Raw genomic sequence first — 13,275 nt, forward strand, 5'->3', positions numbered from 1 at the left:
AATCCTGAATTTAATGCTGGCGTCGCAGTCACTGCGAAGCTCCTTCTAGAAGTGAATCGACTTGAGACAAAAGCGTTTCCGCGCGGCCCACGCCTTCCGTCGGCGGCTCCTCGGGAGCTTTTCCGGGCTCGGGCCAACGCCCCACGGCCTTGGCGACGGAGCGCGCGGACGCGAGCACCTCGCGATCCGACATGCCGAGCTTCGGCACGTCGATGGCGTCGAGCAACGCAACGCCCTTTTCGAAATCCGCCGTCGCGACCATGGCCGCGCCTTCGTACAGCGTGGCCCGCTGCAAGGTCCGGCTGCCCGCACTCGACAATTCCCGCGCCTTGCCGGCTGCGAATTGCGCCATGCCGATATTCCCGCCTTTGAGCGCTTCCTCGGCGATGGCGAGATAAAGGCCCGCCCGCTCCGAAACCGGCACTTTCATCAGCTCCGTCTCGGTCCGCGAGATCCATTCGGACGCGCGCTTGAAGCTCTGCCGCGCCACACCCGCGAAGAACTGCTGGCGGAAATTGCGCGCAAACAGCGAGCGCGGAAAGCGCCTCGAATACTGCGAAGCCAGCAGGTCGAACTTCTCGACTTCGCCGTCCCGCGCCAAAATCATGATCTGCTGGCGCAGGGCCGATTCTTCGACGAGCGTTCCCGGCGCAAGCAGCCGCGCCTCGTTGAAATAGACGAGCGCCTTCTGCGCATCCTTTTTTGCGGTCAGCGTACCCTGGATCAGCGCCACCATGCCGGCGAGAGAGGCATCGAGCGTGCGTGCGTCCATTTTCTGGATCAACGCAAGCGAATCGATGAGCCGCCCCTCGCCATAGGCGAGCGCGCCCTTCAGCAGGCGTCGTTCAATGTGCGGCGTGCGTTCCCGCCCGATCACGAGCTTGAGCACAGCCGGATCGCCGCCGCTCAGCACGAAAAAGATGGCAGACCGGACGTTCCGGACGTCATCCCAGACGCCGGTCGGAAGCGCGCGCATCTGCTGGCTCAAGTCGCGCAACAGGCGGCGCTGCTGTTCATGCGCCTCGACGCTACCCGACGCGATCACGTCCTGGATCGAGCGTAGGGCGCGCACCAGTATGTACGGCTGCTTTTCAAGCTCGACCGCCGGCACCTCCGACCAGATCGGAACCTCCGGTTCCGCCGGAGCGTCCGCCGCAGCTTCGGGCTCTGCGCCGTTGTCGCCGTGGCCCTTTTCGCCGTGCCCCTTGTCGGCTTTCGCAGCCTTGGGCGCATCCGCTGCCGCGTGGTGATCGTCGGCCGCAAATGCGCCGCCGGCCGCGGCGATCATCGCCACGGCCGCGAGCGTCAGTGAGAGGAGCGCTCCCCGCATCACGATTTCGGCACCTTGAGCATGATTTCGATGCGGCGGTTCTGCGCCGCATTCGGATCGGACGGAATCTTGAGCACGCGGTCGGCATAACCTTCGATGCTCTCGAAACGCTTTTCATCGACGCCGCCCCGCGCGAGCATGTAGTAGGCAACCTGCGCGCGGTCCATTGAGAGCCGCCAATTGTTGTTGCGCTCGGAGCGGAACTTGCGAGCGTCCGTATGGCCGCGGACCACGACCTGACCAGGGTGGTCGGCCAGCACCTTTGCCACCTTCTCCATCACGATGACCAATTCGGGTCTCGGCGCCGCCGACGCGCTGGCGAACATGCCGAAGCGGAAATCGTCCGTGAGACTGATCATGATTCCGCCGTCGACCTTCTCGACGTCGATCGACGGTTTCTTGTCGGCAGCGACGCCCTGAAGCTGCTTGGCCAGCTCCGCTTCGAGCGCTTCGACCTCACGCTTGCCCTTTTCCGCCTCCGCATCGGTCCCGAGCCCCGGCTGAACCGGCTTGGCCGCAAGATTGGCATCGGCCGGCACGTCCGCGACGCCCTCCGGATCGACGACGAGCGGCTTTTCGAGACCCGGCGCCGTGGGTTGCGAACCGGACTGTTCCAGCGCAATCGGCGGCTCTTCCTTCGGCGGCTGGGGGATGGACCGGTCGGCGAACGGCTCGAACGGATTGGTGTAGGCGTCGCCGCCCGGCAGCACGTTGTCGCTCTCGGCACCCTTCGCGTCGCTGTCTTCGCTCGACGCCTTCAGCGCCAGCCGCGCAAGCACGCCGTAGGGATCGTTGAACAGCTCTTCTTCCGCCTTATGCGCAACGCCTTCCTCGAGTTCGCCATCGCCGCCCGGCTTGGAGGCGCCATGATGCTTGTCGTTGTCGTCGACGGTGCTGATGTCCGCGCCTTTATCCGCCGGACCGACCGTGACCGGCGCCGACTTTTCCGTATCCTGCTCATCTTCCACGCCCTTGATCGTCGGACGCTTCGCATTGAGCTTCAACGGATTGAAATAGGTCGCGATCTGCGAAATCTTCTCCTTGTCGGAGACATTGAGCAGCCACATCACGAGGAAGAACGCCATCATCGCGGTCATCAGATCCGCGAAGGCGATCTTCCATGCGCCGCCGTGATGGCCTTCGTCGCCGCCTCCGCCACGGCGCCGGACGATGACAACTTCATGCGGGACTTGAGTGTCGCTCATGCGTCGTCTCCGTGGATCTCAGCGGACCAAGCCGCGATCCGGGTCTCGAGAATGGTTTCATCGGCGCTGACGACGAGATCGGCGCTGTCGGACGGTGCGAACGTCAGCCCCGCGTGTTGGGCGCCAAGTTTCGCTTTCAGGGCCGCCAGCAGATCTTCGGGTCCGGAGATCGAGATGGTCACGTATTCGCCCTTGCGCAGCAGCTCGTTGAGCGTGCTCGAAAGCTGCTCGACGGTCCTGAGACGGATGCCGTCGGTCAGCACCGGCTTCAGGCATCGCGCCACCTGCTCTGCGATACGCTGCTCCAGATCGGCCAAAGCATCCATGACGAGGCCGGAAAGGCGCGCGCCCTCGACCTCCGACCACCGCTCGCGTTCCGTCTTGAGCGCCCGCGCCGCGTCGCCGGCCTGGCGTGCCAACGCCGCATCGGTCTCGACCTGCCCCGCCGCCTGTCCTTCGAGCACACCGCGCGCGTGCGCATCCGCGATACGCGCCTCGATGTCGGATGTGCTCCCGAACGCCGACATCCCCCTCGGCCCGCGCCGCGGAGGTTCGCCATCGACATCGTTGAGGTAGTAGGCGACAGGCAGCGTATTCGTCATGCCGCCCGCTCTCTCATCCACTGCTTCAGGATCAAAGCCGCCTGCTCTTCATCGAGCGCCACCATCTGCTCCAGCCTGCGCTGCGACAGACGCATCACGTCGCTCGTAATATCGGCAATGAGGTTGGGCTCGCGCTGTTCCTTGATGCCGAGAAGCTCCGCGGTCGCCGCCGAGTCGGCCGCAAGTCGCGCCGCCTCGTCGTCGCTGGCCGTCAGCAGCGAACCGTCGTCCACGGTCGTACCCGTTGCACCGTCCGTCGCAAGCGCCCCACCGGCAAGCTGCGCCTCACGCTGGTCAAGCAGCACCCGCGTCAGCGGCCGGAGACCCAGCGTCACGACGATGAACACGAGCCCGAGCACCGTGATGGCCTTGATAAGCCCGGTCGCAAGGCCAATGAGCGGGGCCGTGAGGTTGGCGGTATCGAAGCCGTCTCCGGCGCGTGCGCTCTCGACGAACTCTTCCACCGTCACGCTGATCTGGTCGCCGCGGGTGGTGTTGATGCCGGCCGACGCGACCACTGTCCGCTCGAGTTCCTTGACCTTTGTCTGGATCAGCTCGGGCGTCGCGGAATCGCCAAGGGTCTCGAGCAAGCGCTTGCGGTTGAGAACCACCGCGACCGTGATGTTCTCGATCCGGTAGCCCTCGCTCGTCGTCGCGACGGTCTTGGAGTTCAGCTCGTAGTTTGTCAGATCCTCGCGCCGCTCGTTCGAGCGCTTGGACAGATCGCCGCCCGAGCCGCCCGCGCCTTGGTCGGGAACGTTCTGTTCGACGCCGACCGGCGACTTGCTCGACGTATCCTGCTGGTTCGCCGACTCCTTGACGACGCGCAACGACCGCTCGACTTTCGAGTCCGGATCGAAGTTCGTCTCGTTGGTCATGCGCTTGTCGATGTCGACGCGCGCCGCGATGCTGACTTCGAAGTTCTCGATGCCCATCGACGGCGTGAGTGTCTTTCTGACCTTGTCGGTCAGGTCCTTGCCGACTTCGCGTTCGAGCTCCAGCTTCCGGCTGGAAGCCATCGAGCTTGCGTCGCCCGCGGCCGCCAGAACCGTGCCATCCGTGTTCAGGACGCTGATCTCGTCGATCGTCAGGCCCGGCACCGCAGCCGCAACGAGATGGCGAATGGCGCGCGCCGTGGAATTGTCCGAAGGCGACTCCGTCTTGATGGTGACCGAAGCTTGCGCTTGCTGGCGACCGCGCCTGAACGAGCCGGTTTCCGGCAGCGTGATGAGAACACGGGCCGACTTGACGCCCTTCATCGCCAGCACCGTGCGTTCGAGCTCGCCCTCGAGCGCGCGCTTGATCGTCACTTCCTGCATGAACGAGGTCAAGCCGATGGGGCCGAGCTTGTCGAACAGTTCGTAACCGCCGTTGGAGGCAGCGGGCAGGCCCTTTTCGGCAAGCAGCGCGCGAGCCTGAGCCGTCTCTTCGCGGCGAACCAGGACCTTGGTGCCTTCGGAGTTCACGTCAAAGCGGATGCCCGCCTCGTTGAGGGCCGCGCCGATGCGGCTGACATCCTGCGCGGTGAGACCGGAGTAAAGCGTCTCGAAGTCGGTGCGGCTGAGGTAGTAACTTCCGAAGCCCACGGCAGCGAACACGGCAACGCCGACGACTCCGAGAGCGGCCAGGCGCCGGCCGCCGAGAGCAAGAAGATTGCTCCAGATCTTTTCCAGTTGTTCGAGTCCGATCATTGCCGGCTCAACCCCTTGCGCGCCTTATTGGAAATACCGCCGAATGATTCTGGCCGTGTAAGCTTGCGCGGGAATTGCGAAGAGCGGCGGCGATGCCTTCGAAGCCTCGAAAAAGAAAAGGCCACGCCGGGGCAGGGGGGCGTGGCCTTGATGGGCGCGGGGTGATGGGCTCCGGGCCCGAAACGGGAGGTTCTTTTTATTATTAGCTCTGGAAGAGTCGGAGAATCTGCTGCGCCGACTGGTTGGCGATACCGAGCGCCTGCACGCCAAGCTGCTGGCGGACCTGCAGCGCCTGCAAGCGGGTCGACTCTTCGTTCATTTCCGCATCGACCAGCTGGCCGATGCCCGTGTCGATCGACTGGATGAGCTTGCTGACGAAGTCCTTCTGCAAGCTGATCCGCGACTTGGCGGCGCCGAGCACGGTCGCCGCATCGGTCATCTGGCCCAGAGCGTCGTCGACGCCCCGAATCATGTCTTCGAGGTCGAGAAGTTCCGTCGTGTCGTCCGTGATGGCCGAGATATCGAGCGTCGCCACGCTGTAGGTAACGGCGTTTCCGGTCGTCGTGCGTTCAAGGTCGAGCGCGCCGAGGTTGTTGCCCGAGGTATCGAACAGCATGGTGCCCGTCGGACCCACGTCGACCTCGATGGTCCCGATCGTGATGGCGCCGGTGCTGTCGCGCGAGAACGAGGCGACGATCGTCTTGCTCAGCGGACCGTCTGAGTCGACGTTAAGCCAGTTCTCGCCCGAGAACACCGCCGATTCGGCCGTGCTGCGCAGTTCGGTCTGAAGCGCGGAAATTTCACTCTGGATTTTGGAGCGGTCGAGGCCGGGCGCGCGTGCAGCCACCAGCTTCGCCTTGATCTTGCTGACCGCCTCGATGGCGTTGTTCATCGCGGTGACGGCGACATCGGCGGTTGCTCCGCCAAGCCCAAGCGCGTCCTGTACCGTCGAGACCGACATGTTGTCGCTTCGCATCGTCGTTGCGATCGACCAGTAGGCCGCGTTGTCCGAGGCGTCCTTGACCCGCAAACCGGTCGAAATGCGGTTTTGCGTAACCAACATTTCCTTGTTGGTTTGGTTCAGGGTCTGCAGCGCGGTCATGGCCGCGATGTTTGTATTTAAGCTGCTCATGCCGGAGCCCCATTACCGATTCGTGACTCATTCTCAAATCTGAACCTTGTGTGGGGATTGCGGGGCACAAACGGCGAAAGCCGCGACCCTGGCGAAGGGCGCGGCTGACGCTTCAGAAAATGGAGAGCTTGGTCTGAGGCTTACTGGAAGAGCCTCAGGATCTGCTGGGCAGACTGGTTGGCCATGCCGAGGGCCTGAATGCCAAGCTGCGAACGAACCTGCAGTGCCTGCAAGCGCGTGCTTTCCTCATTCATGTCGGCATCGACGAGCTGGCCGACGCCCGTGTCGATGGCGTCCATCAGGCTCTTGGCGAAGTCCTTCTGGAGATCGACGCGGCTCTTGACGGCGCCGAGGCCGGTCGCCGAGTTGGTCATTGCCGTGATGGCGTCATCCACGCCCGAGATCATGTCCTCGAGGTCTTCGAGGTCGGCCGCATCGTTCGTCAAAGTGCTGATATCCAGCGTCAGGACCGTGTAATCCGCGCCGTTGGTCACGCTGCGGTCAGAGTCCAGAATGCCGACGCCGCCGCCGCTCGTATCTACGAGCATGGAACCGGTCGCGCCGATGTCGACGGTGATGGTGCCGATCGAGATGGCGCCCGTTCCGTCACGCGAGAACGAGGAAACCAGGGTCCGCTCGAGCGTCGCCGTGCTGTCTACTGCCAGCCAGTTCTGGCCCGAGAAGGTCGACGTATCGACCACGCTCGAAAGCGATTCCTGAAGCTGGGTAATTTCCGACTGAATCTTGGCGCGGTCAACGCCGGGCTGGCGGGCTGCGACGAGCTTCGCCTTGATATCGCTCGCGATCTTGATCGCGCCTTCCATGCCTTGGTTTGCAACGTCAACCGTAGCAGCACCGAGGCCGAGCGCGTCGGTAACGGTCGAAAGTGCCTGGCGGTCGGACCGCATGGTGGTCGCGATCGACCAGTAGGCTGCGTTGTCAGAAGCATCAGCAACGCGGAGACCCGTGGCAACCCGGTTCTGAACCGTCAGGGTTTCCTTGTTAGTCTGGTTCAACGCCTGCAGCGCGGTCATCGCTGCAATGTTTGTAAGAAGGCTCGCCATCGTGTGTTCCTTTTCCGACTCTGTCCCGCTCCCCAAGTCGGGCTGTCCGGATAGAAAATAGTGAAGCGTGCTTACTGAATCGTTAAACGCTGCTCCAAATCTGTCCCATTGCCCCGGAATGGCCCCGCCACGCTCAGTCTGCGTACGAACGGCCGCCACCCTAGGGGTGCTGAATAGAAACGCTCAACATACTGACAAGTTGAGCATTTCACGAACTGCGGTGCGGCGGCGCCGGAGGCCGGATCGCGAGCAAAAAAAAAAGCAAAAGGCCGCGCCCGTCATTGGGCGCGGCCTCTCGAAAGTGGCGGATAGGGATTAGGCCGGGAGGACTATCTGAAGAGAGACAGAATCGACTGAGCCGACTGGTTGGCCAGTCCGAGCGCCTGGATACCGAGCTGCGAGCGGACCTGCAGAGCCTGCAAGCGCGTGCTTTCCTCGTTCATGTCGGCATCGACGAGGGCGCCGATGCCCGTGTCGATGGCACTCATCAGGGTCTCTGCGAAGTCCTTCTGCAGATTGACGCGCGTCTTGACGGCGCCGAGGCGCGCGCCTGCGTCCGTCATCGACGTGATCGCTGCGTCGACGCCCTTGACCATGTCCTCGAGATCTTCGAGGTCGTTGGCGGAGTCGGTCAAAGTACTGATGTCGAGCGTCAGAACCGTGTAGTCGGCGCCGTTCGTCACCGAGCGATCGGTGTCGAGAATGCCGGCGCCCGAGCCCGACGAGTCGATCAGCATCGAGCCCGTGGCGCCGGTATCTACAGAAATCGTGCCGATGTTGATGGAGCCGGTGCTGTCGCGAGAGAACGACGACACGAGCGTGCGGGTGGTCGTACCGGTGCTGTCGCCCTGCAGCCAGTTCTGGCCGGAGAAGGTGGCACCAGCGACAGTGTCCTGCAGCGAGGACTGAAGCTCCGAGATTTCCGCCTGGATCTTGGAACGATCGACGCCGGGCTGACGCGCGGCAACGAGCTTGTCTTTGATCTTGCTGGCGACGGAGATGGCGCTATCGACGCCCTTCGACGCGATATCGACGGTCGCAGAACCGAGGCCGAGCGCGTCGGAAACGGTAGAAAGAGCCTGGCGATCCGAGCGCATGGTTGTGGCGATCGACCAATAGGCAGCATTGTCTGAAGCATTGGCAACGCGCAGGCCGGTCGAAATCCGGTTCTGCGTCTGAAGCATGTCGGCGTTCGTAGAACGAAGCGCCTGCAGCGCGGTCATGGCCGCGATATTCGTATTGAGACTACTCATTTCACACCTTTACGCTACGCACCCGGAACCGAGACACGGCCCCTTCTCACACCGCGGCATCGCGCTTAGGGTCCTCCCCCGAACTCTACCTGCCACCCAGTCACGTATAATCCTGAAGTGTTGAGCCTCGGTTAATGCGACCTTTCTTTAATAGTTCGAATACTCATCGTCTTTCAGGGAAATGAACGTACGAGCCCTCCGATCAACAGATTCCATCCGTCGATCAAAACGAAGAAGAGCACCTTGAACGGCAAGCTCATCACCGTTGGCGGGAGCATCATCATGCCCATGGACATGGTGAGCGTTGCGACGATGAGATCGATGACGAGGAAGGGCAAGACGACGAGGAATCCCATTTCGAAGCCGCGTCGCAGCTCCGAGATCATGAAGGCGGGAATGAGCACGCGCAGCTCGACTTCCTGATCCGCCGGCCGCGGTCCAAACCGTTCCTGAGCGAGATCCTCGAACAGCTCCAGGTCCTTCGGCCTCACGTTCGCCCGCATGAACTCGCGCAACGGCTGCGTGATCTGGACGTAGGCTTCCTGCTCGGTAATTTTATTCTCCGCGAACGGCTTGAGGCCGTTCTGCCAGGCCCGGTCGAAGGTCGGCGCCATGACGTAGAACGTCATGAACAGGGCAAGACTGACGAGGATCATGTTCGCCGGCGTGGTCTGAAGCCCCATGCCGGAGCGCAGCAGGCTCAGCACGATCACGAACCGGGTGAAGCACGTGACCATCATCAGAAGGCCGGGCGCCACCGACAGCATGGTGACGACCAGGATGATCTGCACCATCCGGCCGCTCACCGTCTGCTCGCCCGCCGGCAGCAGCCCCTCCAGATTGAACCCCTGCGCCATGGCGACAGCGGGATGGAGCAGCAGGATCGCCAGCGTCAACAGCGCGAGACGCTTCATTCGATCACCACGCCGTGGATGATGACATCCTTGATGCGGGCCTTATCGCGAATCGTGGCGCGATCCATGAGATCCTCACGCAGGTTCTGGAAACCGCTCGGCCCCTCGAATTGCACGAGCGTTGCCGTGCGCAGATAGGCGACGAAATCCTCGCCGAGTTGGGCCGCAAGCACGTCCGCGCCCTCCGTCCCGCCCTCGATCAGCATGGAGGCCTCGATACGGATCCAGGCGTCCTTCGGCTCGGCCAGATTGACGACCATCGGCGCCATCGAGATCAGCTTGGCGGACGCGGAGACGGCCGGCTTCGGCTTCTCGTCTTTCGCGGCCGCATCTTTGACCTCCTCGACAGGCGCGGCGCCCTTGAGGTGACCATCCAGGAAAAATCCGAAGCCACCGCCTACGGCCAGAGCCATGACGGTCGCGAGCAGGAATCCGACGATCCCACCTCCCCCTCCCTTGCCACCGGCTGGTGCAGTTTTCTTGGCCACAGGAGCGCTCCTAGAGTGCTTCCGGAAAAGCGGGAACCTGTTTTCCGATAAGAAGAACGATAAAACAAAGGGCTAGAGTCTTTCCGCGATTCAACCAAAACCGGAAGGACTCTAGAAGGGCGTCAAGAGGTCGAAGATTTGCTGGCCGACCGCCGGCTGCTGTACTTCGGTAATGCGGCCACGGCCGCCGTACGAAATGCGCGCTTCGGCGATCTTGTCGTAGCCGACCGCGTTGTCGGTCGAGATGTCGCGCGGCCGCACGATGCCCGCGACGCTGAGTTCGCGAACCTCGAAATTGACCCGCACTTCCTGGCTGCCGCTGATGATCAGGTTACCGTTCGGCAGCACGCCCGTGACGACGGCCGCCACCAGCAGTTCGATCTTTTCAGATCGATTGATGCCGCCCTTGCTGTCGGTGGAGGTTTCCGCCTCGGCTTCGACGTCGATCGACATGTCGCCTGTATGCGCAAGCCCGCCCGATGTCGCGAGATCGTATCCGATCTTGGGCTTGAGCTTGGTCGTCGCGTCACGCGAACGCTTGGAGTTGTTATCCAGCGTCGCCTTGTCCTTGATCGAGATCTTGACCGTCACCACGTCGCCGATCTTGCGCGCGCGCGGATCGCGGAACAGGTCGGCGCTGGTATCCTGCCAGATCGAGTTTCCGGGCCGGTACGTCGGTTGCGTGGTCGGCTCGGCGGGGAGCGACACGCGGTCGGCCAGCAGCCCCGAACCAACGGCGCTCAGCGTCGGAGGCCGTCCGATTTCGACCGGATAGGACGCGCAACCGCCCGCGGCGATGGCGGCAGCCATAAACACTGTTGCCAGCGCTTTGCGAGGCGCTGGCTTGGAGGAAATGTCTGAGATCATCCTGGCCGGTATCATGATCGCGGTTGCTCCGGCTGCTGTGGCGGCGCCTGTGCGGCGCCAGGAGGTGTCCCCGCTTGCCCGCCAGGTCCAGCTGCGGCAGCCGCGGGCCCGGCCGGACGCTTGCCCGAACTCGGAATTTTCGCGGCGCCTGAAATGATCATGGCGATCTTGGCCGCCCGTTCCGGATCCATCTCGCCCATGATCTGGCTTGCAACCTTTGTTTCGAGCTTGGTCACGACCGCCGCGGCGACATTCTCGTCGAGAGTTGCGAGTTGCACAGCCGCTGCGTCGGGACGCATGCGCGAATAGAACCCCACGAGCTTTTCGTGAGCCTTGCGTGAGAACGCGTCGCGGCGTTCCAGCCACGCTTTATATTCTTCCGTCTTGGCCTGGAGCTTCTGCACCCGCTTTTCGAGCTCGGCTTCCATGTCCTTGATTTTCTGCGCCTGCCAGGCGAAACGGGCATCTGAAGCGGAATCGACGGTATTGAAGCAGTACTGCTGAGCCGCATTGGCGTCCGGCGGGAGCGCATCGAGCGGGCTCGGCTTTTTGAAGAAGGTCCCGCTAGCGTCCGCAGACGCGGGATCCGTCCCAGCGGCGGCCGGTGCCTCTAGCGTCTGAGGCGCGGCCGGTGCGGCCTTGGCCTCGCTCGCGGCCACGGCTTGCGGTTTCGCAAGCGGGCGAACCGGCGACAACGGCTGCATCTGCACCGGCGTTGGCGTCGGCACACCGACTTGCTGCCGGCCCGCAAGCGGCGGAACTTGCGCGCCCGGCGCTGCTTCACCCCCTTGCGGAATGCCCCCGGTCACGATTGGCGACCATGCGCCCTGTGGCAACCGGCCGTGCGTGGCGCGTGCGGCGCCATTCGCACCGGGCATTTTCAGCTCGAGCGCCGGAAAGCGCGCCTGCGTTTCGGCACTCTGCGGATTGAGCGTGCCACCGGGCGCCGTAACGACCATCGGCGACCACGCGTCCTGTGCGCGAGCCTCGTGAGCCGCACCAAGACCGAACGCCTCGGCGATGATCACGACAGCGAAGGCCCAAACGAGAAAACGTCCCTCACGCGGGCGATTCGGTTTCGGCGTTCTGGCGTCGCGGCGCTCGGTCATTGCACGACCAGCTCCGCCTGCAGAGCCCCCGACGTCTTGATGGCCTGCAGGATGGCAATGATACCGGTTGGCTTCAGTCCCATCATGTTGAGGCCGCGCACCAGCGTTTCGAGATTGGTGCCGCCCATGATGGCGAGGTTGGCGCCTTCCTGATTGACCGAGATGAAACTCTCGGGAACCACGACCGTTTCGCCATCCGAGAACGGTTCGGGCTGCGAAACCTGCGCACCCTCCGTGATCCGGACCGTCAAACTGCCGTGCGATACCGCCACCGTTGCGATCTGCACGTCGCGCCCGATGACGACCGTTCCGGTCCGCTCGTCGATAACGACGCGGGCCGGCCCATCAGGCTCCGTATAGAGTTCGCCGACCTCGGCCAGGAAGCGCGCTGCGGTGACGTTGTGCGGCCGCTCAAGGGAAATGGTCCGGAGGTCGTGCTCGCGCGCGGTCTTCCGTCCGTATTTCTGATCGGTGAAGGCATTGATGGTGTCGGCGACCCGCACGGCCGTCGAGAAGTCGGGATTTCGAAGCTCGAGCACCAGCACGGCCTCGTCGTCCAGCGTCCCGGCGACTTCCCGCTCGACCAGCGCGCCGTTCGGAATGCGCCCCGTCGTCGGCACGTTCTGACTGACCGATTCCGCGTTTCCCTGCACCGAGAAGCCGCTGACGGCCACGGGCCCTTGCGCGACGGCATAGATCGCGGCATCGGCTCCGGACAGCGGCGTCATGACCAGCGATCCGCCCTGGAGCGACGTCGCATCGCCGAGCGACGACACCGTCACGTCGATACGCGCGCCGGCCCCCGCGTACGGCGGCAGATCCGCCGTGATCAGTACTGCCGCGATGTTGCGGGTGCGCGAATTCGCGCTGCGAATGTTGACGCCCATCTGATCGAGCATCGACTGCAGGGACTGCTCGGTGAAGGGCGAGTTCCTGAGACTGTCACCAGTGCCGTTGAGGCCGACGACCAAACCGTAGCCGATCAGCTGATTGGCGCGCACGCCCTGCACGGCCGTGATGTCCTTGATACGCGTCATGCCCCCTTTGGCCTGCGCCACGCCGAGACCGGCGAGCATCATGACAACGACGGAGGCAGCGCGTTTGAAAGTGCGGCTCATGGGCTGCCCACCCGCACGGTGCCATCCGCATGCACCACGCCGCGGATCGTCGTCCCGCTCTCGGTGTTGCGAAGACTGATCACCTCGCCGATGGCGCCGGCCTGGAGCGGCATCGCTGTCGCCGAAATGATAAGGCTGCCCGACTGGAAGATGACGACGGCCGGCTGGCCCTGCTTCACCACATGCGCCTCGCGCACGCCGTTGGTCGACACGGGTTGATTGGGAAGAAGCGTCTGGCGCGCAACCTTGCCGACGAGTTGCTCACGCGCGGAGACGAAGCCAGGTCCGTCGAAATCCTGGTTCCGGAACGACCTATCGACAAGCATGGTGTCTGCAATCACGTCGCCCGGATAAATCGTGACGCGCGGCACGGGCAGCACGAATTCGCCCGCCTGGCACGGAGAGGCGGCAAGCACAGGCATAAGCATTGCTACGCCGACGAGCGCGCACGCCAACGGCGCGAGCCATCCCCGCATCCTGAACCTTGCGGGTCCCTGCACCA

The 13,275-nt window shown here is 63.5% G+C and carries 13 protein-coding genes; all 13 read right to left on the reverse strand.

Annotated elements, in window-relative coordinates; translation table 11 throughout:
• Positions 1 to 28 precede the first annotated feature (28 nt).
• On the reverse strand, positions 29 to 1,330 hold the full coding sequence (locus tag ACTIFK_RS06945; protein ID WP_439542325.1) for a hypothetical protein: 1,302 nt from the start codon (positions 1,328 to 1,330) through the stop codon (positions 29 to 31).
• Positions 1,330 to 2,535 carry a flagellar motor protein MotB gene (locus ACTIFK_RS06950; RefSeq protein WP_439542326.1) on the reverse strand — a complete coding sequence of 402 codons (1,206 nt, stop codon included), beginning with the start codon at positions 2,533 to 2,535 and terminating at the stop codon, positions 1,330 to 1,332. The genes ACTIFK_RS06945 and ACTIFK_RS06950 overlap by 1 nt, the downstream gene beginning before the upstream one ends.
• Positions 2,532 to 3,137 carry a hypothetical protein gene (locus tag ACTIFK_RS06955; protein WP_439542327.1) on the reverse strand — a complete coding sequence of 202 codons (606 nt, stop codon included), beginning with the start codon at positions 3,135 to 3,137 and terminating at the stop codon, positions 2,532 to 2,534. Before ACTIFK_RS06955 ends, ACTIFK_RS06950 begins: the two co-directional genes overlap by 4 nt.
• Positions 3,134 to 4,828: a flagellar basal-body MS-ring/collar protein FliF gene (gene fliF / locus ACTIFK_RS06960; RefSeq protein WP_439542328.1), complete on the reverse strand. Its 1,695-nt coding sequence runs from the start codon at positions 4,826 to 4,828 to the stop codon at positions 3,134 to 3,136. Before fliF ends, ACTIFK_RS06955 begins: the two co-directional genes overlap by 4 nt.
• Positions 4,829 to 5,030: 202 nt before the next feature.
• Positions 5,031 to 5,960, reverse strand: a complete 930-nt coding sequence (locus tag ACTIFK_RS06965) for a flagellin N-terminal helical domain-containing protein (RefSeq protein WP_439542329.1) — start codon at positions 5,958 to 5,960, stop codon at positions 5,031 to 5,033.
• Positions 5,961 to 6,100: 140 nt separating this feature from the next.
• Complete coding sequence (locus ACTIFK_RS06970; RefSeq protein WP_439542330.1) at positions 6,101 to 7,024, reverse strand: flagellin N-terminal helical domain-containing protein; 924 nt, start codon at positions 7,022 to 7,024, stop codon at positions 6,101 to 6,103.
• Positions 7,025 to 7,353: 329 nt separating this feature from the next.
• Entirely contained in the window at positions 7,354 to 8,277 is a 924-nt protein-coding gene (locus ACTIFK_RS06975; protein WP_439542331.1) for a flagellin N-terminal helical domain-containing protein, read from the reverse strand.
• Between the two features lie 173 nt (positions 8,278 to 8,450).
• On the reverse strand, positions 8,451 to 9,191 hold the full coding sequence (gene fliP, locus ACTIFK_RS06980; protein WP_439542332.1) for a flagellar type III secretion system pore protein FliP: 741 nt from the start codon (positions 9,189 to 9,191) through the stop codon (positions 8,451 to 8,453).
• Positions 9,188 to 9,679: a flagellar basal body-associated FliL family protein gene (locus tag ACTIFK_RS06985; protein WP_439542333.1), complete on the reverse strand. Its 492-nt coding sequence runs from the start codon at positions 9,677 to 9,679 to the stop codon at positions 9,188 to 9,190. The genes fliP and ACTIFK_RS06985 overlap by 4 nt, the downstream gene beginning before the upstream one ends.
• 111 nt (positions 9,680 to 9,790) lie before the next feature.
• The gene (gene flgH / locus ACTIFK_RS06990; protein WP_439542334.1) at positions 9,791 to 10,489 is read right to left on the reverse strand and encodes a flagellar basal body L-ring protein FlgH; all 699 of its coding nucleotides are present in this window, start codon (positions 10,487 to 10,489) and stop codon (positions 9,791 to 9,793) included.
• A 68-nt stretch (positions 10,490 to 10,557) separates the two neighbouring features.
• Entirely contained in the window at positions 10,558 to 11,655 is a 1,098-nt protein-coding gene (locus ACTIFK_RS06995; RefSeq protein ID WP_439542335.1) for a hypothetical protein, read from the reverse strand.
• Positions 11,652 to 12,773, reverse strand: coding sequence for a flagellar basal body P-ring protein FlgI (gene flgI / locus ACTIFK_RS07000; RefSeq protein WP_439542336.1), 1,122 nt, complete (start codon positions 12,771 to 12,773; stop codon positions 11,652 to 11,654). The genes ACTIFK_RS06995 and flgI overlap by 4 nt, the downstream gene beginning before the upstream one ends.
• Positions 12,770 to 13,201, reverse strand: a complete 432-nt coding sequence (gene flgA, locus ACTIFK_RS07005) for a flagellar basal body P-ring formation chaperone FlgA (protein WP_439542337.1) — start codon at positions 13,199 to 13,201, stop codon at positions 12,770 to 12,772. Before flgA ends, flgI begins: the two co-directional genes overlap by 4 nt.
• Positions 13,202 to 13,275: the final 74 nt, after the last annotated feature.

It is taken from the genome of Hyphomicrobium sp., from assembly GCF_051860585.1.
Taxonomy (GTDB): domain Bacteria; phylum Pseudomonadota; class Alphaproteobacteria; order Rhizobiales; family Hyphomicrobiaceae; genus Hyphomicrobium_C.